The 19,026-nt window shown below is 61.8% G+C and carries 14 protein-coding genes; 3 read left to right on the top strand and 11 right to left on the bottom strand.

Annotation, left to right across the window (positions count from 1 at the left end; genetic code table 11):
* Positions 1-486: 486 nt before the first annotated feature.
* Complete coding sequence (locus tag NKH33_RS19710; RefSeq protein ID WP_352823277.1) at positions 487-1,863, bottom strand: aspartate aminotransferase family protein; 1,377 nt, start codon at positions 1,861-1,863, stop codon at positions 487-489.
* A 166-nt stretch (positions 1,864-2,029) separates the two neighbouring features.
* Between NKH33_RS19710 and NKH33_RS19705 the strand changes: the two genes are divergently transcribed.
* Complete coding sequence (locus NKH33_RS19705; RefSeq protein ID WP_352817273.1) at positions 2,030-3,148, top strand: NAD(P)/FAD-dependent oxidoreductase; 1,119 nt, start codon at positions 2,030-2,032, stop codon at positions 3,146-3,148.
* Positions 3,149-3,370: 222 nt separating this feature from the next.
* Entirely contained in the window at positions 3,371-4,378 is a 1,008-nt protein-coding gene (ftsZ, locus tag NKH33_RS19700; RefSeq protein WP_023677189.1) for a cell division protein FtsZ, read from the top strand.
* Between the two features lie 43 nt (positions 4,379-4,421).
* Here the strand turns inward: ftsZ and NKH33_RS19695 are convergent, their stop codons facing one another.
* From NKH33_RS19695 to NKH33_RS19665, 7 genes are all read right to left on the bottom strand, one after another.
* Complete coding sequence (locus NKH33_RS19695) at positions 4,422-5,438, bottom strand: phosphotransferase family protein (protein ID WP_352769551.1); 1,017 nt, start codon at positions 5,436-5,438, stop codon at positions 4,422-4,424.
* Between the two features lie 7 nt (positions 5,439-5,445).
* Positions 5,446-6,687 (bottom strand): acyl-CoA dehydrogenase family protein, encoded by a 1,242-nt coding sequence (locus tag NKH33_RS19690; protein ID WP_352541731.1) that lies wholly within the window; start codon positions 6,685-6,687, stop codon positions 5,446-5,448.
* Positions 6,688-6,910: 223 nt separating this feature from the next.
* Complete coding sequence (locus NKH33_RS19685) at positions 6,911-9,052, bottom strand: beta-galactosidase (protein WP_352921102.1); 2,142 nt, start codon at positions 9,050-9,052, stop codon at positions 6,911-6,913.
* Positions 9,053-9,070: 18 nt separating this feature from the next.
* Positions 9,071-10,210, bottom strand: coding sequence for an ABC transporter ATP-binding protein (locus NKH33_RS19680; protein ID WP_352921100.1), 1,140 nt, complete (start codon positions 10,208-10,210; stop codon positions 9,071-9,073).
* 61 nt (positions 10,211-10,271) lie between these two features.
* Positions 10,272-11,123: a carbohydrate ABC transporter permease gene (locus tag NKH33_RS19675; RefSeq protein WP_352921098.1), complete on the bottom strand. Its 852-nt coding sequence runs from the start codon at positions 11,121-11,123 to the stop codon at positions 10,272-10,274.
* Complete coding sequence (locus NKH33_RS19670) at positions 11,123-12,007, bottom strand: carbohydrate ABC transporter permease (protein ID WP_352921096.1); 885 nt, start codon at positions 12,005-12,007, stop codon at positions 11,123-11,125. Before NKH33_RS19670 ends, NKH33_RS19675 begins: the two co-directional genes overlap by 1 nt.
* A 71-nt stretch (positions 12,008-12,078) precedes the next feature.
* Positions 12,079-13,350: an ABC transporter substrate-binding protein gene (locus NKH33_RS19665; RefSeq protein ID WP_352921094.1), complete on the bottom strand. Its 1,272-nt coding sequence runs from the start codon at positions 13,348-13,350 to the stop codon at positions 12,079-12,081.
* A 243-nt stretch (positions 13,351-13,593) separates the two neighbouring features.
* Between NKH33_RS19665 and NKH33_RS19660 the strand changes: the two genes are divergently transcribed.
* A complete protein-coding gene (locus tag NKH33_RS19660) occupies positions 13,594-14,796 on the top strand; it encodes an ROK family transcriptional regulator (RefSeq protein ID WP_352921092.1) in 1,203 nt (400 codons plus the stop codon).
* 26 nt (positions 14,797-14,822) lie between these two features.
* On the opposite strand, the gene NKH33_RS19655 is transcribed toward NKH33_RS19660, so the two are convergent.
* Genes NKH33_RS19655 through NKH33_RS19645 form a run of 3 tightly spaced genes read right to left on the bottom strand, consistent with a single transcriptional unit; the run spans position 14,823 to position 19,026 of the window.
* Complete coding sequence (locus NKH33_RS19655) at positions 14,823-16,193, bottom strand: alpha-glucosidase/alpha-galactosidase (RefSeq protein ID WP_352921090.1); 1,371 nt, start codon at positions 16,191-16,193, stop codon at positions 14,823-14,825.
* A gap of 21 nt (positions 16,194-16,214) precedes the next feature.
* Positions 16,215-17,882 (bottom strand): ABC transporter ATP-binding protein, encoded by a 1,668-nt coding sequence (locus NKH33_RS19650; RefSeq protein ID WP_352541732.1) that lies wholly within the window; start codon positions 17,880-17,882, stop codon positions 16,215-16,217.
* A 10-nt stretch (positions 17,883-17,892) separates the two neighbouring features.
* The gene (locus tag NKH33_RS19645; protein WP_352467677.1) at positions 17,893-19,026 is read right to left on the bottom strand and encodes an ABC transporter permease; all 1,134 of its coding nucleotides are present in this window, start codon (positions 19,024-19,026) and stop codon (positions 17,893-17,895) included.

Below are 19,026 nucleotides of genomic sequence, written 5' to 3'. Positions count from 1 at the left end.
GCACTCGCCCGCCGGCTGGCGGTCATCATGCACCGCATGTGGGTGGACGGCACCGAATTCCGCTGGACGCGGGAGGCCTCGCCAGCCGCTATCTGACCGGGAAGGCCGTAAGGAGAGAGACAAGTTCCGCCACCGGCGGAAGCACGTCCTTCGCGGGACGATGGATGAGGCGAGTTCGTTGAAGCACTCGGACCGGTCGCTCACTGCAGCCGATCAGGCCGCGAATCAGATTGTGCCGCTTCATTCTCCTGATCCCATGCTGGGAGGGCTAAAGCCGATCCCGTAGAGAAGCGAGGCCCCGCGAAAGACGTCAAACGCCGGAGAAGCCGCAAGCTCGAAAGCGCTTGACCTCAACATGCCGAATAGAGAAGTGCTTCAGGACTGCTGCAACCCGGACTTTTTCAACACTATCGGTGTGGAGGTAACCTTCTGCCAGCCGTCGCCGAGGCGTTTTTGTTTTCAGGTTTCAAAATCGACTTTGCCTATTCAGCTCTGCGATCGGACCTGCTTGGCGGCAGCCTCGAGCGACCGTTCAAACGCGTCGATCACCTGGTCGACCTGCGGCTCGGTGATGATCAGCGGCGGGCAGAAAGCCAGCGCATCGCCCATATTGCGCGAGATGACGCCGTTCTGCTGCATGAAGCCGTTGACGAGCCCGCCCAGTTCACTGGTCTTCCCCCACGGCGCCTTGTTCGCCTTGTCGCCGACCAGTTCGACCGCCGAAATCAGGCCGATGCCGCGCACCTCGCCGACAAGCGGGTGCGAAGCGAGCGTGCGCAGCCGCTTCAGCATATGCGCGCCGACCGCACGCGCATTGCCGACAAGGTCGCGCTCCTCGATCAGCTTCAGGTTCTCGAGCGCGACCGCTGCCGCAACAGGATGGCCGCCGCCGGTGAAACCGTGGCCGAAGGTGCCGATACGGTTGCTTTCGTCGGCGATCGGCTCGAATACCTTGTCATTGATCAGCAGGGCTGAGATCGGCAGGTAGGACGAAGAGATCTGTTTCGATAACACCATGATGTCGGGCCTGATGCCGAAGGTCTGCGAGCCGAACATCTCACCAGTTCGGCCAAAGCCGCAGATCACCTCGTCGGCGATGAGCAGGATGTCGTATCTCGACAGGACCGCCTGTATCTTCTCCCAGTAGCCCGCCGGCGGTACGATGACGCCGCCGGCGCCCATGATCGGTTCGCCGAAAAAGGCGGCGATGGTTTCCGGTCCTTCGGCGAGGATCAGCTTTTCCAGTTCGTCGGCAAGCCGCGTCGAAAACAGCTCCTCGCTTTCACCCGGCAGCGCCTCGCGCCAATGGTGCGGCGTCGAGGTATGCAGCACATTGGCAATCGGCAGGTCAAAGGAAGTGTGGTTGTTGGGCAGTCCGGTCAGGCTTGCCGAGGCGATGGTGACGCCGTGATAGCCCTTCTTGCGGCTGACGATCTTCTTGCGCGCCGGCTGGCCGAGCGCATTCGACCGGTACCAGATCATCTTCATGGCCGTATCGTTGGCCTCGGAGCCGGAATTGGTGAAATACGCCTTGCTCATCGGCACCGGCGCCATCTGCACCAGTCTCTCGGCGAGATCGATCAGCGGCGAATGCGATTTGGAGCCGAAATCGTGATAGTAAGGCAGCTTCGACATTTGCCGTACTGCCGCATCGACCAGCCGCTTCTCCGAAAAGCCGACCGCGACGCTCCAGAGCCCCGCCATCGCCTCGATATAGCGGTTGCCGGCAAGGTCCTCGACATAGATGCCGTCGCCCTTCTCGATGACGAGCGGCCCCGACTCCTGATGCTTGCGCGCATTCGTATAGCCATGCATGTGAAAGCTTATGTCGCGGGCTTCGGGTGAATTCGGTCGTGCGTCCATGACGGCTCCTGATGCTGACGCGGAACAATCCTGCCGCCGGTCCGGCTCGGCAGGTCCCCGTGCGTTATGCCGTTTGATGCATCTTTCTCGAACGGTATAGTGTCAAGCGCTTTCGGCAGGGCCAGCGGATGGATGGACGCATGCAGAACTTCGGCTTGACCTAACCGTGGACCATGTCGACTGCATTGTCGCTGGCGCCGGCGTTGTTGGCCTGGCGATCACGCGAGAGATGGCGCAGCGCGGCATCGATACGCTGGTCCTGGAAGCCGAGAACGCTATCGGCACCGGGACAAGCTCGCGCAATTCCGAGGTCATCCATGCCGGCCTCCACTATCCGGTTGGATCGCTGAAAGCCCAGTTCTGCGTGGCCGGCCGGGAAAGACTCTATCGCTATTGCGAGGAGCGGGCGGTCCCACACGCGCGCTGCGGCAAGCTCATCGTTGCCACAAGTGCCGAACAGGAGCCGGTGCTCGCCTCAATCCGGGCCAATGCACGCGCTTGCGGCGCCGGCGACCTGTTGCGCTTGAGCGAAGCCGAGGCGCATACGCTGGAGCCCAGCCTTAAGTGCACGGCGGCGCTGCTGTCGCCCGCCACCGGCATCATCGACAGCCATGCCCTGATGCTCGCCCTGTTGGGCGACGCCGAGGAGCACGGGGCGGCACTTAGTCTCAACACGCGCATCGCCTCCGGCCGCATCGAAGCAGGCCGCGTCGTGCTCGAGACGGTGGACGCTGCCGGCGGCGAGCGCTTCGAGATCGCCACTCCGCGTTTCGTCAATGCCGCCGGGCTTGGCGCCGCAGCACTTGCCGGTTCGCTTGAAGGGCTCAATCAGCAATTCGTGCCAAAGCTCCATTATGCCAAGGGCAATTATTTTTCGGTGGCCGGACGGGCGCCGTTCTCGCGATTGGTCTATCCGGTGCCCGAACCCGGCGGGCTCGGTGTTCATCTGACACTCGACCTTGATGGCGTCGCCCGCTTCGGGCCGGACGTCGAATGGACCGATCAACTCGACTACCGCGTCGACCCGGCTCGTGGCGAGCGCTTCTACAGCGAGATCCGCAAATACTGGCCGGACCTGGCCGATGGCAGCCTGCAACCCGCTTACAGCGGCATCCGGCCAAAACTGTCCGGTCCCGGTGAGGCCAATGCCGACTTCGTCGTCCAGGACGTGGCGGTGCACGGCGTGGATAGCCTGGTCAACCTGTTCGGCATCGAAAGCCCCGGCCTGACCTCCTGCCTGACGATTGCCGACCACGTCGCGCAGTGCCTCGCGCCGAAGTTGTAGCGTGCGGCGCCCCGCGCCGCGATCTGCACTGTATCAAGGCGCATTGCGTGAACTTTCAGACGCAAGTCGCCTATGAGGCACATCGCGCACTTGCAGCCCGCTCCGCGCTCTGATTCCCTGCATTCTGGGGCTGTCCTGATTCGCACTGCCCGGTTCAGAGTTTTCGCAGTGCGCCCGGGACAAGCTTCCAGCGACCACTCGGCGTATCCAGGGAGAACGGCAATGAACACCGCGACGAGGCCGGTAATCTCGGAGATGAGGCCCAAGATCACCGTCGTCGGGGTCGGCGGCGGCGGCGGCAACGCCGTCAACAACATGATCGCCGAAGGCCTGCAGGGCGCGGAATTCATCGTCGCCAACACCGATGCCCAGGCCCTTGCCATGTCGAAGGCAACGAGGCTGATCCAGTTGGGCGCTCATATCACCGAAGGTCTCGGCGCCGGGTCCCTGCCCGAGGTCGGCCGTGCCGCGGCCGTGGAATCCATCGACGAGATCATGGATCACCTTGCTGGAACGCACATGTGCTTCGTGACCGCCGGCATGGGAGGCGGAACCGGCACTGGTGCCGCGCCTGTTATAGCACAGGCAGCGCGGGCAGCCGGAATACTGACCGTTGCCGTCGTCACCAAGCCATTCGTCTTCGAAGGCAGGCGCCGCATGTACGCTGCCGATGAGGGCATCGAGCGCCTGCGCGAAAGCGCCGATACCGTCATCGTCATTCCCAACCAGAATCTGTTCAGGATCGCCGACGCCAGAACCACGTTCGCCGACGCCTTTGCCATGGCCGACCGGGTCCTCTATGCGGGTGTCGGCTGCATCACCGATCTGATCGTCAAAGAAGGCCTGATCAATCTCGACTTCGCCGATGTGAAGTCGGTGATGCGCGACATGGGCCGCGCCATGATGGGAACCGGCGAAGCCGCCGGAGAAGGCCGCGCCAAGAAGGCAGCGGAAGCGGCAATCGCCAACCCGCTGCTCGACGAAGCCTCGATGATGGGCGCCAAGGGCGTCCTTGTCTCGATATCGGGCGGCATGGACATGACGCTGTTCGAGGTCGACGAAGCCGCTACCCGCATCCGCGAGGAGGTCGACAACGATGCCGACATCATCGTCGGCGCCATCTTCGACAAGGCACTCGCCGGAAAATTCAGGGTGTCGGTCGTGGCGACCGGCTTGCGGCGTGGCCTGGAGATCCCACTGCTTGCCGAACCGGAAGTTCGCATGAACTGAACGCGTATCGCTGCAACTCGCTCAGCCGACTGCCAGCCTCGCGTCACCAGGGCCGCGCGCCGTCGATGACTTCCACGGCGCGTACAGCAAAACAGCCGGCCAGCGGTGCCACATCCGCCGCATCGGCCGCAACCGCGCTGCCGGCCAGCACGCGGTCGGCGATGCCGACGAAGATCACGGCAAAGCGGAACATGGCAAACACCAGATGGAACCGCTGCAGCGGCGCCGTCGGCACGGCGTAGGCGAAGTAATGATCGAGGAATTCGCGCTGTGTCGGAATACCGAGGGCTGCCTGATCAAGGCCGAGGATGCCGCCATATTCGTCCGATGAGGAATGCCAGGGCATCGAGCAGAAGCCGAGATCGGCAAGCGGATGGCCGAGGGTCGATAACTCCCAGTCGAGTATGCCGATCACCTCGGGCCGCTCGGGATGGAAGATGAGATTGCCGAGACGGAAATCGCCATGCGCGATCGAAACGTGGCCATCATCTGGCGGAAGATGTCGCGGCAGCCATTCGGCGACGGCTTCGAGCGCGGCAATGCGCTCGCTCGGCGATTCCCGCAACTGTCTGGTCCAGCGCGCGATCTGTCGCTCAAAATAGTTCCCGGGACGGCCATAGTCGCCGAGCCCAACCTCTTCCGGCCGGACGGCGTGCAGCTTTGCCAGCGCCTCGGCCATGCCGAAATAGATGCCGCGCCGCTCGTCTGGCGTCAGTCCCGGCAACGCGCCATCGTGGAACACCCGGCCGTCGAGCCGCTGCATCAGATAGAACGGCGTGCCGAGCGGCTCGTCGCCGTCGTGATAGAGCACCGGCCGCGGCACCGGCACCTTTGTCGATGCTAGCGCCTCGATCACCCGGTACTCGCGATCGACCGCATGAGCGCCGCGCAGGATCGGTCCCGGAGGTTTCTTGCGCAGAACCATGCGGCGGCCGCCATAGTCGACGAAATAGGTCGGGTTGGATTGGCCGCCGACGATCCGCTCAAGCGACATTTGGCCATCGCCAAAATGCGCTCTCAGAAAATCCTCCAGGCGTACTGGATCGAAATCCATCCTCATTGCCGGCTCAGCGGTTCCCGCCGCGACCTGTTTCGTCTTGTCTGCCGGCTTCGACATGCCAGCGCCAGAAGCCCGCACCTTCCTCGTTGAGAAAGCGGTTGAGCACCATCTTGTGGACCTCGTCGGCGCCGTCGACCAGGCGAGCCTGGCGGGCGTAGCGGTAAATCCATTCGAGTACAGTGTCTTTCGAATAGCCGCGGGCGCCGTTGATCTGGATCGCCACGTCGGCGGCGTCATGCAGCACGTTGGCGACCTGGATCTTGGCCATGGAGACCTCCTTGCGGGCAAAGCCACCGCGATCGAGCTCCCAGGCCGCCTTCATCACCAGCAGCCGCCCGATCTCGATGCGCATAGCAAGGTCGCCGAGCATCAGCTGGATACTCTCACGGTCGGCCAAAAGCTGCCCGAAACCGCTACGCTCGGCGGCATAGGCGCGCGCGATCTCGATGCAGCGCTTGGCAAGACCGAGCCAGCGCATGCAATGGGTGAGCCGCGCCGGACCGAGCCGGACCTGGGTAACCCGGAGGCCGCTGCCTTCGCCGGCAAGCACGTCCTCGACCGGGACTTCCAGGCCGTCGAACTCCAGCTCGCAATGGCCGCCATGTTCTTCCGGTCCCATGATTTCGATGCGCCGCACGATCCGCCAGCCCGGCTGGTCCTTGTGGAACAGCAAGGCCGAAAGGCCGTGACGCGGATCGTCCGAAGTGCGCGCAATGAGAATGAAGTGGCTCGCCTCTTGCGCGCCGGTGATGAACCATTTGCGGCCTGTGACGACATATCTGTCGCCACGCCGTTCGGCTCTGGTCATGATCATCGACGGGTCGGAGCCGCCGCCCGGGTGCGGTTCCGTCATTGCGAAGGCCGAGCGCACCTTGCCCTCGACGATCGGTTTCAGCCATCTTTGCTTCTGCTCAGGCGTTCCCAACCCTTCCAGCATCATCATATTGCCATCGTCGGGGGCCGCGGAATTGAACACGACCGGACCGAAGATCGAGCGGTTCATCTCTTCATAGCAGACGGCCATATCCACCTTGGAAAGGCCGGCCCCGCCGGTCTCGGGTTTGAGCTGCAGGCACCACAGGCCGGCTGCTTTCGCCTTGCCGCGCAGCGTTTCAAGCAGCGGCAGCGCAATATTGCCATGGCCGTCATAGCAAGCCTTGTCAGCCTCGAGCGGCAGGATTTCGCGCTCGACGAAATCGGCGATCCGGCTGCGGAAGGCCTCGGTTCGGACGGAAATGTCGAAATTCATGGCGCTCACAAGGATGAAACGAGATGCCGCCATCGGCTCCGATGGTCGCGCCGGTAGTGTAACTGCCGTCGTTGAATGGGAGCAACAGCAGTTCGCCGGCCGTTCCTTGCGCACGTCAAAGCGCCGGTTCGATATGGATCGATGCCGGCGTGCTGCCGATGGCGGTCGAATTCCAGGATCAAAGAGTACTCAGGTTTCGTATCGCTGACGTCCGCGACAATGCTCAGATCAATTCGAGGACAGCGCAGCCATAGCCGTCCAGCGTCAACACTCCGGAGACAGGTCCTTCGCTATCGAGCAGGTTGCTGCCGAAGGGAACGCCGGTTACCGTAACGGGCGTGTCTTTGACGTTTTGCACGAACAACAGCCGGCGTTCGTCATTCTCGCGCATCGTGACCTCGACGCCGTCCGGCAGATCCGGAACCAGAGGCTCCACATTCGCATCCACGAAAGTGCGCGTAGCGAGTTGAGCTGTCAGCTCCGGCGTTAGATAAGTGCCGACATAGAGCACACGGCCCTTGCCGACGGCGCGGGAGGTAATTGCAGGCGTTCCCGCCGCGTAGCGGTTCGACCAAACCCCTACAATTTCGACTTCCGGTTCGACTGCGAGGTTCTCATAGAAATAACCGGCATCGAACTCGTGGTTTCCGACGGTGAAACGACGGATACGGCGGCTGGATTCGGCCGGTCTGTCGGGAGGAATGACGAGCCCGCCGGAGCGCGACATGGTATTGAACAGGCCATTGGCCCCAGGTGCCGCCAGCCGCCCGAAATCCTCGACGCGAACGCCGGTCAGCTTCGACAGCGACCGGCCCGGCGCTGTCTCGCGGATGACGTGGTTGTTTTCGTCGCGGGTTCCCGTGCGCGCGCCGATGATGACGGTACCGCCATTTTCGGCAAAGACTTGCAGCCGCTCGGTCCAGCTGTCCTTCCAGATCACCCAATGCGGCACGTAGAAGACCTTGAGCTTCGATAGATCGTCTTCCGGGTGGATGAAGCCGCAGGCGATGCCGCGGTCATAGCAATACTGATGCAGCAAGGTTGCATCATCCTGCGGACTTGGCAGGCCGATGGGGAAGGTCTTGTGGGCTTCCTGATTGTCGAAGTCCGAGCCGGCGATGCCGACATCCATCCGCACATGGGTGCCCAGGATCTTGTCTTTAAGCGCCGTCACCTCGGTGGCGAACTGCCTGGCTTCGTCATAGCGGCGGCGAGCGACATCATCGTGGTCGATGATGCCCATCCAGTATATCTCCGCACCGAAATGCGCGGGGCGCCAGCGGAAGAACATGATACCATCGGCGCCACGCGCAACCGACGACATCGCCATGCGTCGCATTTCGCCCGGCTCCGGCGTCAGCGTGCAGAAGCCCGGCTGGGCGCCAAAGCCCGACTGTTGTTCCGGCACTATGTAGTTGCCGGAAAATCCCCTGCAGATGTCGAGATGCAGCGCCTGGATCTTGGCGTGGTTGCCGAGGCGAAAGAACTCGTCATAGAGGAACGGATAGATGTCGTAGCCGACGAAGTCGAGATCGGTGGAGAATTGGCCGCGAAAGTCGATGTCACGCAATCCGCCGAGATTGTGGAAAATGAACCAACTGGCATTCGCTTTTCTCAGGATCTCGACCTGGTCGTGCTGGAACCGTGCTGTCGAAAAGGCGAGAAAACGGTGGTAGTCCTGGAGGTGACCGGGACCGGGAAAGGACGGGGAAAAATCCAGCGGGAAGACAATTTCGCTGAAATCGCCGTAAGCCGTCGCCCAGAAATCGCCACCCCAGGCGAAGTTCAGCCTGTCTATCGTCTTGTAGGTTTCCTGGAGGTAAGCCTGGAATTCCTTCAATGCCGACGGCGAATAGGATTCCGGCATGCTGGTGTTGAGTTCATTGTCGGTCTGCCAGCCGATGACATTTGCGTTGTCGCGGTAGTGGTCCGCCATCGCCCTGGTAATCTTGCGGCTGTAGTCGCGAAACACCGGGCTGCTGGTGTCGGCATACTGGCGCGAGCCGTGGCCCATCGACCGGCCATTTCCATCAAGCCGCAGGATTTCCGGATGTTTTGCCGTCAGCCAGCGCGGCGGGGTGGCGGTCGGCGTGCACAGGATCGTGTTGACGCCGTGACGCGCGAGGCCCTCGATTGCCCGGTCGAACAGGTCGAAATCGAAGGTGCCTTCACGCGGTTCGAAAATGTGCCAGGCGAATTCGCCGAGGCGGGCGACGTTGAAGCCGGCCTCGGCCATGCGCCTGGCGTCATTGTCCCAGTAACTCTCGTCCACATGCTCGGGGTAATGCGGCGCGCCGACCAGAAAGCGGTCGGTCTGGATCGTGCGCCAGACCGACAGGGCGCGGCCGTTTGAAGTCTTGTTCACGAAGGATACTCCTGCAGGTCAGTCGGTGATGGTGGATTTGCGGGCACTGATTGTCCGCTCATCGACAGAGGAAAAGAGATAGACGTCACGCGGCTCGACCTTGAAGCCGACGGTCGCATCGGCAGCGACGGCACTCGCATGGCCGATCTGGACGGTGACGTTGCCGCTGCCGCTTTCGGAACTGACGCATTGCAGCGGGCCGGCGTCGGCATAGAGGATGGTCTCGCGGCCGAGATGCTCGACCAGCCGTACCCGTGCGGCAAAACTCACCGTCTCTTCCGCGGCCAAGCTGATGCTCTCCGGCCGGATCCCCATCGTCACCCTATCGCCGACCTGTACGGATGCCGCTTCCGTCAGTTCGACAGTCAAAGGAGAAAGACCGGCGGTCGACAGCGTGGCGACGCCGCCGGAGACAGCGGCGACCGTCACTTCGAAAAAATTCATCCGGGGTGCGCCGAGGAAGCCCGCGACGAAGAGATTGGCCGGATTGCGGTAGAGTTCGAGCGGAGCGCCCACCTGCTCGACCGAGCCGCGATTGAGCACGACGATACGGCTCGCCATTGTCATCGCCTCGGTCTGGTCGTGCGTGACATAGACCATGGTGGCGCCGAGCCTGGCGTGCAGATCGGAAAGCTCGACGCGCATCTGCGTGCGCAGCGCTGCGTCGAGGTTGGACAATGGTTCGTCGAACAGGAACACGTCGGGCGAGCGGGTTATCGCACGGCCGATCGCCACACGCTGACGCTGGCCGCCGGAAAGCTGTTTCGGCCGCTTGTCGAGCTGGTCGGTAATGCGAAGGATCTTGGCGGCTCGCAGCACGGCGGCATCGATCTCGGCCTTGGGGCGATGCGCCATGCGCAGGCCGAAACCCATGTTCTCGGCGACGGTCATATGCGGGTAAAGCGCATAGGACTGGAAGACCATGGCAATGCCGCGCTCACCCGGCTCGGTGGTGGTGACATCACGGCCGTTGATGAGAATCTTACCGGTCGAGACGGTTTCAAGCCCGGCGATGATCTTCAACAGCGTTGACTTGCCACAGCCGGACGGCCCGACGGTGACAATGAACTCGCCCTGTTCGACGCTGAGATCGATGCCGCGCAGCGCGTGGTAGCTGCCATAATTCTTTTGTATCTGCCGGAGTTCAAGACTGGTCATGGAGCCCTGCTTGCGAAATCAGTTTCGGATCGGGTGGGCGACGCCTTGAAGCCATGATCGCTCATCCCTTGACCGCTCCCATGGTGAGGCCGGTGATGAAGTGCTTCTGCATTAGGAAGAACATGGCAACCGGCGGCAAAGCCACGACGATGGTGCCAGCCGAGATCAGGTTCCAGGCCGAGACCCATTCGCCGCGCAGGTTGGCTAGGCCGGCGGTTACCGGTTTGACGGTATCGCTGATGGTGAGCACGACCGCCCAGAAATAATCGTTCCAGATAAAGGTGAAGAGCAGGATGGCCAGCGCCGCGAGAGCCGGCCGCACCAATGGGACCACGACATGTACCAATGTCTGAAACGGCGTCGCGCCCTCGGCCCTGGCGGCCTGAAACAGTTCTCCCGGCAAGGCGGCGATGAAGTTGCGCATGAACAGTGTCGCAAACCCGGTCTGGAAGGCGATGTGGAAGATGATCAGGGCCGCCATCGTGTCGTAGAGATTGAGCCGCACCATGAGATCGCGCACCGGGATCATCATGATCTGGTGCGGCAGGAAGTTTCCGCCGACGAACAGGGCGAAGACGAGCATATTGCCGCGAAACCGGTAACGGGCGAGCACGAACCCAGCGAGCGTGCTCAAGATGAGAACGCCCATCACCGAGGGGATGGTGATCGTCAGGCTGTTGAGGAAGTAGCGGGCCATCGGCGTCTGGGTGAAGACCGCCGTGTAGTTGTCGACCAGGCCGAATTGGGTCGGCCAGCCCCACAGATTGCCGCCCATTACATCCTGCATAGAGCGGAACGAGGTAAGGATGATGGCAAAGAGCGGCGCCAGCCAGACAATCAGGATGCCGACCACCAGCACGACATAGAGGCCACGCTGCGAAATAGCAGTCTCGGGGATCGGGCGGGGAAACATCAGCCGCCTCTTTCATCGGCGCGGATCATCCGCGTCAGGTACCAGGCGATGAAGACCGCCATGATCACGAACAGCACCAAGGCAATGGCCGCGCCATAGCCGAAGCGGTAGGAAAATATGGACTGCTCGAACATCTGATAGGCAAGCACCTCGGACGAACCGAAGGGGCCGCCGCTGGTCATCACCGAGACCATGTCGAAGGAACGCAGTGCGCCGACGACGGTGACGGCGATGGCGATAAAGGTGACCTGCGTCAGCTGCGGCAACACGATGTGGCGCAGCATGTTCCAGCCCCTGGCGCCGTCGACCCGCCCGGCGCCGATCAGGTCCTCGCTGAGATTGTTGAGGCCGGCGAGATAGAGCACCATGCAGAAGGCGATCTGCGGCCACAACGCTGCGATCACGACGGCGAAGGTGACGAAGTTTTCATCCGACAGCACTGCCGGGGCGGTCGCGCCGAAGGTGCGGAAGATCAGGGCGAGAAGTCCGAATTCCGGCGTATAGACCCAGGTGAAGACAACGCCGACGGCAACCGAAGCCAGCACCAGCGGAATGAAGAACAGCGATTTGAGCAGGCGCATGCCGCGGATTTTCTGGTTGACGAGCAGCGCGATGGCGAGGCCGAGCGGCGGCGCCAGCATGAACATCACCAACCAGATCAGATTGTTCTTCAGCGAAACATAGAACTGCGGGTCGGCGAACAGTTCGCGGTAGTTGCCGAGGCCGATCCAGACCATCGGGCTGAAGCCGTCCCATTCGTGCAGGCTGATCCATAGGCTCTCGACCGCAGAGGCCAGAATGACGACGGAAAACAGCACAGCGGCTGGCAGGATCAGAAGTGTCGGTGTCAGCCACCAGCGATGGCGGCGCCAAAGCTTCGTCATTTTGGGGGACCTCATTCACGGAAAGCATCGGGGAGCAGAGCACGAACCCCGCTCCCCTCCGCTGGGAGGCGCTAGATCTTGAAGATCCGGCGACGGGTTCCCTCGAGACGCTGAAGAATGGCGTCCCGGCGCTCCGGCTTGGCCATGAATTCCTGGAAGCCGACCAAACCCGCCTGGGCCATGTCGGGATCGGTGTCACGGTCGTAATATTGCGACGTGCCGGCCACCGTCTTCAGGCTTTCCGCAGCCGCGTTGACCAGCGGGTCCTTGCTGGCCGGAAGGTCGTTGCGCGGCGGAACGTTGCCGCCGGGTTCCAGATAAGGGCCGAAATTTTCCGGCCGGTAGAAGAAGGCGAGGAACTCGCGGGCACCCGCCTTGTTCTTGGCGTTGGCCGGGATGTGGACCGAATTGACCGAGAATTCTTCGTAGCGTTCGAGGGCGCCGTCAATCTTCGGGAAAGGCGCGAATGTCAGCTGCTCGAGATCCTGCTCAGGGAAAGTAGCTTTCACGAAGGCGCCGAGGTTCATCATGCCGGCCTTCTTCTGGGCGAGGAAGGCGCCGGCCTCCTGCCAGCCGAACGACGTCTGATCCGGTGTGAAGAAACCCTGCTTGATCAGCTCTTCCCAGTGGTCGAAAACAGGCGTCAGCGCCGGGTCGGTGTAAGCCATCTTGCCTTTCATCAAGGCAAAGTGCTTGTCGAGACCGTTGATCCGCAGGTTCATCTGGTCGAACCATCCGGCCGCCGGCCAGAGTTCCTTGGTGCCGATGCTGACGGGAATAAGGCCGGCAGCCTTGGACTTCTGGCCGTAAGCAAGGAATTCGTCCCAGGTCGCCGGCACCGTCAGTCCGTGCTCGGCAAAGACGTCCTTGCGATAGAACATGCCCCACATCGTGCCGCCAGTCGGCAGGCCATACTGCTTGCCGTCGACAGTGACGGCACCGGTCGTGGCACCCAGCACGTCCTTGTACTTTTCCTTCTCGAACAGATCCGAAATGTCGTCGAACAGGCCGCGGGTGACGAAGGCGCGCATGCGGTTTCCGGAGAACCAGAAGCAGACATCCGGCGCGCCGGCGACAAGGTAGTTGCGGATCGCGGTCTTGTGAGCCTCGTGATCCATATTGTTGATCACAACCTTGGTGCCGGACTGCTTCTCGAAGTCGGCCGCGATGCGCCGCAAGATCCGCAGGGCATCGGCATTGTTTTCGTCTGAAATGATGGTGACTTCGCTCGACTGGCTGAGTGCCGGCATCGGGAAGCCCGCGAGGGCTCCAGCGGAAATGCCCCCAGCTCCCTTCAGGAAATTGCGCCGCGTCGACGGCTTTTCAATCCACTTGAACGTCATTGTTACTCCTCCCGTGTTGTCAATTCTCTACTGGCACACCGGCCGGCGCGGTTGTTCTTCTCACCGGCTCGGCTCACCTCCCGGGCAAGGCAATATACTTGCCCGCTCCTTCAGAGCGCGGTGACATTGCTAACCGGATTAATTTCGCTGACCCCCGGTTCGGGTGTTGAACAGTCGGGCAAACTTACGCATATGTTTTCTCGAGAGGCAATAATTAATTTACAAAATTAAGAAAGCAGATCCGTGAAGCTCAAGGGTGACCCGAGCACGACTCGGGCGATGAACCGCAGACTGATCCTCAATCTCTTGCGGCAGGAAGGAGCGCGCAGCCGGGCCGACATAGCGTCAGTTACCGGCCTTAGTCCGGCAGCGGTCACCTTCGTCGTGGCCGACCTCATCGAGGATGGCCTGCTGATCGAAGGCAAGACAGTCGTGGGCTCGGCTGGGCGCCGCCCTATCCCGGTGGATATCAACTATGCCAACGGCCTTGCCATAGGTTTCAAGCTGATGGTCGGATCGGTCGAATGCGTGGTCACCGATCTTGCGACCAATCCGCTGGGCTCTCTGCGCGTCAAGCTCTCGGACAGCGATCCCGACCATATCATAGCGACCTTGGCCAAGGCGGTACCGGAGCTGATTTCCATTGTCGATCGGCCCGCTGCCAAGCTTGCCGGGATCGGCGTTTCAATGCCTGGCGTCATAGACAACCAGAAGGCTGTGTGTATCCGCAGCAATCGCTACAACTGGGACAACGTTCCCCTTGGCCCGATGCTGGCCGAACTGGTGGACGTCCCCGTGTGGCTTGAGGACGACACCAATGCCTATGCCATTGCCCAGCAACTCTTCGGCCTCGGACGCCAGCACCGCCATATGGCTGTGCTGGCGATCGGTGTCGGAATCGGCTGCGCGCTCGTCTTCGATGGCAAACTCTATCGCGGCGCGAACGGTGCCGCCGGCAAGTTCGGCCACAGCTCTTATGAGGAGAACGGCCGCCTTTGCGAGTGCGGAAAACGCGGCTGCTTGATGGCCTATTACGCCGAGCCGGCGATCCTGCGCACTTGGCGCGAAGCCACCGGGCACAACGAAACGGATAGCAAAGTCAGCCTTATGGCAGCCTTGGCAGACCGCGAACCGCGAGCCGTCGCCATTCTCGAAGAAGCCGGACATGGCATCGGCCGGCATCTCGCCAATCTTGTCAACATCACCGACCCGGAGGTCATTGTCGTCGGCGGTGAAGCCGTGTCGTTTGGCGATGCGCTGTTTGGCCCAATGCGGCTGACGCTTGGGAAAAATACCTTTCGCGCGGCACCACCAATGCTGCTGGACTGGGAGGACAATTCCTGGGCAAGGGGAGCGGCTGCTCTCGTAACGCAGAAGCTCTTTGATTTCGAAACATCTGCCGGCAACGCCGCTCCGCTTTCAAAGCCGGCCCTATGGTCGGCATAGGCGAGTGAAATAGACAGCCCTGCGCCTCAGGCCGCTCGAACGCTGCGCGCTCCACGCGCCCATGCCGGCAGCCAATCGCCATGCGCAACCAGCAAGTCATCGACCAGCGACCATATCTGGTCGAGGTCGAGCTCGGCCGCCGTGTGCGGGTCCATCATCGCCGCGTGATAGACGTGCTCGCGGTTCTCGGTCATCAGCGCCTGGACCGTCAGCTCCTGGACGTTGATATTGGTGCGGATCAGCGCGGTGAGCTGCACCGGCAGGTCGCCAATGAACGTGGGTTGAATGCCGTAGGCGTCGACGAGGCATGGCACTTCGGCCGCGCAATTATACGGCAATGACGTGATGCAGCCATTGTTGCGGACGTTGCCGTAGATCACCGACGGCTCGCCGGTCCAGACCGAGTTCATGATCGAGGACGCATATTCCTTCGACTGCTCCACTTCGATCTTGTCAGCCGAGCGATAGGCTTCCGCTTGCCCCTTCCAGCGTTCGATCTGCTCGATGCAGCGCTTCGGGTATTCGTCGAGCGGGATACCGAATTTCTCGATCAGATCCTCGCGCCCGTCCTTGATGAAATAGGGCGTGTATTCCGCGAAATGTTCGGAGCTCTCGGTGACGAAGTAACCGAGGCGCTTCAGCATCTCGTAGCGCACCTTGTTCGGGCAGCGCGGATTCCATCCAGGCTTCGGCGCCCGCCCTTCGCTGTAGGCGCGCAGCAGATCCGGATAGAGATTGCGGTAGGAGCCGTCCGGCTGGCGATGCTCGAACTTCAGGTAGAAGGCCATGTGATTGATGCCGGCCGAGCGGTAGCGAATCTCCTCGTAGGGAATGTCGAGATCATGCGCCAGTTCCATCGCCGTGCCTTGCACCGAATGGCAGAGGCCGACCTGCTTGATGTCAGGGTATTTCTCCGCGATCGCCCAGGTGTTGATCGCCATCGGGTTGACATATTGCAGCATGATCGCCTGCGGGCAGACCGCGAGCATGTCCTCGCAGATCTTCCAGAGATGCGGCACGGTTCTCAAGCCTCGCATGATGCCGCCGACACCGAGCGTATCGGCGATGGTCTGGCGCAGCCCGTATTTCTTCGGAACTTCGAAATCAGTTACCGTGCAGGGCTCGTAGCCGCCGATCTGGAAGGCGACGACGACGAAATCGGCGCCCGCCAGCGCCTTGCGCTGGTCCGAATAGGTTTCGGCTTTGGCCTTTACGCCAAGCGTCGAGATCAGCTTACCGACGACGATTGCGCTTTCCTCGAGCCGTTGCGGATTGATGTCCATCAGCGCGATCGTCGAGCCGGATAAAGCCGGACGCTGCAATATGTCGCCGACGATGTTCCTCATGAACACCGTCGAGCCAGCTCCGATGAAAGCGACCTTGGGATTTCTTGCCACAACAACCTCCGGCATAAGCAATTAGGCTACCTCGAAAGCGGCTTTGACCAGCCGTTCGGTGTAAGCGGTCTTGGGATGGGACAGGACTTCGTCGACCGGCCCCTCTTCGACGATCTTGCCGTGCTGCATGACGATGACGCGGTGGCACAGCGCCCGCACGACCTTGAGGTCGTGCGAGATGAAGATGTAGCTCAGGCCCCGTTCGCGCTGCAGCTTGCGCAGCAATTCGATGATCTGCGCCTGGACCGAGAGATCCAGCGCCGATGTCGGCTCGTCGAGTACGATGAATTCCGGTTCGAGCGCGACGGCGCGGGCAATCGCAATACGCTGGCGCTGGCCGCCGGAAAACTCGTGCGGGAAGCGCGACAGGATATCGCCGGGCATGCCGGCGCTGATCAGCGCCTCGCGCACCCGCTCGATCCGATCGTTCCTGGTGGCGCCCATGCGGTTGACGACCAGCCCTTCCTCGATGATCTGGCCGATCGTCATGCGCGGGTTGAGCGACGAGAACGGATCCTGGAAAACGACCTGCATGCGCGACCGCAACGGCCGCATCTGCGCCCGCGAACAGCCATGGATCGGCTGGCCATCGAAATAGATCTCACCGCTGTCCGTGGTGTTGAGCCTGAGCAACGCCTCGCCGAAGGTGGTCTTGCCCGATCCGGATTCGCCAACGAGACCCAGCGTCTCGTGCCGCCGAAGGGTCAGGCTGAGGCTGTCGACGGCAACGAGTTCGCGCAGGTCCGGCCTCATGAACGTGCCATGCCGCAGCATGAAGGAGACGCGCACATTCCTAGCTTCAAGAATAACGTCGGCGCTTTCCGGCAACGGATTGGCCTGGCCGCGCGGCTCGGAGGCAAGCAGGTGACAGGTGTAGGGATGCTGCGGATTGGCGAACAGCTTCTCCGTCACATTGTGCTCGCGCATCTCCCCATGCTGCATGACGTAGACATAGTCGGAGAACTGCCGCACCACGGTCAGGTCGTGCGTGATCAGGATCACCGCCATGCGCAGTTTCTTCTGCAGGTTTCGGATGAGATTGAGGATCTGCGCCTGAACCGTGACGTCGAGCGCCGTCGTCGGCTCATCGGCGATCAGCACATCGGGATCGTTGGCCAGCGCCATGGCGATCATCACACGCTGGCGTTGGCCGCCGGAAAGCTGGTGCGGGTATTGTTTCAGCCGCGCCTGGGGCTCAGGAATCTGTACCTGCTGCAGCAGCTCGAGCGCTCTTGCTTCGGCCTGCCTGCGGCTCATCTTGCGATGCACCCGTATCGCCTCGACGATCTGGCTGCCGATCGTGTAGATCGGGTTAAGCGAACTCATCGGCTCCTGAAAGATCATCGAAATGCGGTCGCCGCGCAGTTTGCGCCGCGCACGCTCGGAAAATTTCAGGATGTTCGCCCCGTTGTATTCGACAGTCGATTTCGGCGACACGACTGCGCGCTTCGACAACAGTCCCATGACGGTGCGCGCCGTCACCGACTTGCCCGATCCCGACTCGCCGACAATGGCGATCGTCTCGCCGCGATAGAGCTGGAAGGAGATGTCCTTGACGGCTTCGATCATGCCGTGTTCGACCTTGAAATCGACGGCGATGTTGCGGGCATCAATGACCGGGTTTTCCGAACGGCCGTCATGGTCGAGCCGGACAGGCGGTGCGAAGGATTTGACGAGCGCGTGTTGCATCATCTCATGCTCAATAAGGATCGACCGCATCGCGCAGTCCATCGCCAAGCGCGTTGAACGCGAAGACGGTGACAAGCACGAAGCCGACCGGTGAGAGGATCCAGGGATAGGTGCCGATGACCGAATACGTCGCGGTGTCTTGCAGCATCAGGCCCCAGGAGATCAGCGGCGGCTTCACCGCGAAGCCGAGAAAACCGAGGAAGGATTCGAGCAGAACCACGCTGGGGATTGCCAACGTGACCGCAACGATCACGTGGCTCATCACGTTTGGAAAAATGTGTTGCATGATGATGCGGCCATCTGTGGCGCCGACCGCCATCGCCGCACGAACGTAATCAATCCGCGCCAGTGCCAGGGTCTTGCCGCGCACTTCGCGCGACATCTGCGCCCAGCCGAGTGCCGACATGACAACGATCACGAAGGCCAGGAAGACATTCGTCGGCGCCGTCACCGGAACCAGCGAGGTCAGCGCCAGATAAAGCGGCAATTGCGGAAACGCGAGCACCAGTTCGACGAAGCGCTGGACCCAGACGTCGAATGTGCCGCCGAAATAGCCCGACACCATGCCGACCGTCGTGCCGATCACGGTGACGATGAAGACCACGGTCAATGCGATCATCAACGAGATGCGCGAACCATAGATCGCACGAGCCAGCACATCGCGACCGAATTTGTCGGTGCCAAGGAAGTGCACCGGCTGGCCGTCGGTCGAGCCGAAGAAGTGCCGGTTCGCGGGAAGCAGGCCGAGCAGTCTGTACTCCGCTCCCTTGACGAAGAAGCCGAGCAGCCGCGGATGGTCGTAGTCCGGCCCGACGACGGGTTGGAAGGTGACCGGGTCGAGGTCTTCCGAATCCGCCAGGGCATAGACGCGTGGCTGGAAGACGAAGTTGCCGTCCTTGTCATGGAAGCTCATCATCTGCGGCGGGGCGAAGCCGACATCGGTCACCTTGGGATCCATCGGTGCGAAGAAGTCGGCAAACACCGCCAGCAGCACCAGAAACGCGACCAGGATGAGCCCGGCCATGCCGGTCCAGGACCGTTTCAGGCGGCGCCAGACGAGTGCGATGTAACTCTCATTGCCGCGCGGCTTGATCTTGGCCGGTTCCTCGGCAAGTGGCGGCAGCGAGGGCTCGAAAGCAAGCAT

It is taken from the genome of Mesorhizobium sp. M1182, from assembly GCF_040318335.1.
Lineage (GTDB): Bacteria > Pseudomonadota > Alphaproteobacteria > Rhizobiales > Rhizobiaceae > Mesorhizobium.
The sequence above is the reverse complement of the archived record's forward strand: the minus strand, read 5'-3'. Positions and strand labels throughout refer to the sequence as shown.

Bases quoted from the DNA above. Each gene is read 5' to 3' on its own strand.
- NKH33_RS19710 (WP_352823277.1), bottom strand. From the start codon at position 1,863: ATGGACGCACGACCGAATTCACCCGAAGCCCGCGACATAAGCTTTCAC.
- ftsZ (WP_023677189.1), top strand. From the start codon at position 3,371: ATGAACACCGCGACGAGGCCGGTAATCTCGGAGATGAGGCCCAAGATC.
- NKH33_RS19695 (WP_352769551.1), bottom strand. From the start codon at position 5,438: ATGAGGATGGATTTCGATCCAGTACGCCTGGAGGATTTTCTGAGAGCG.
- NKH33_RS19690 (WP_352541731.1), bottom strand. From the start codon at position 6,687: ATGAATTTCGACATTTCCGTCCGAACCGAGGCCTTCCGCAGCCGGATC.
- NKH33_RS19680 (WP_352921100.1), bottom strand. From the start codon at position 10,210: ATGACCAGTCTTGAACTCCGGCAGATACAAAAGAATTATGGCAGCTAC.
- NKH33_RS19675 (WP_352921098.1), bottom strand. From the start codon at position 11,123: ATGTTTCCCCGCCCGATCCCCGAGACTGCTATTTCGCAGCGTGGCCTC.
- NKH33_RS19670 (WP_352921096.1), bottom strand. From the start codon at position 12,007: ATGACGAAGCTTTGGCGCCGCCATCGCTGGTGGCTGACACCGACACTT.
- NKH33_RS19665 (WP_352921094.1), bottom strand. From the start codon at position 13,350: ATGACGTTCAAGTGGATTGAAAAGCCGTCGACGCGGCGCAATTTCCTG.
- NKH33_RS19650 (WP_352541732.1), bottom strand. From the start codon at position 17,882: ATGCAACACGCGCTCGTCAAATCCTTCGCACCGCCTGTCCGGCTCGAC.
- NKH33_RS19645 (WP_352467677.1), bottom strand. From the start codon at position 19,026: ATGCTTGCTTTCGAGCCCTCGCTGCCGCCACTTGCCGAGGAACCGGCC.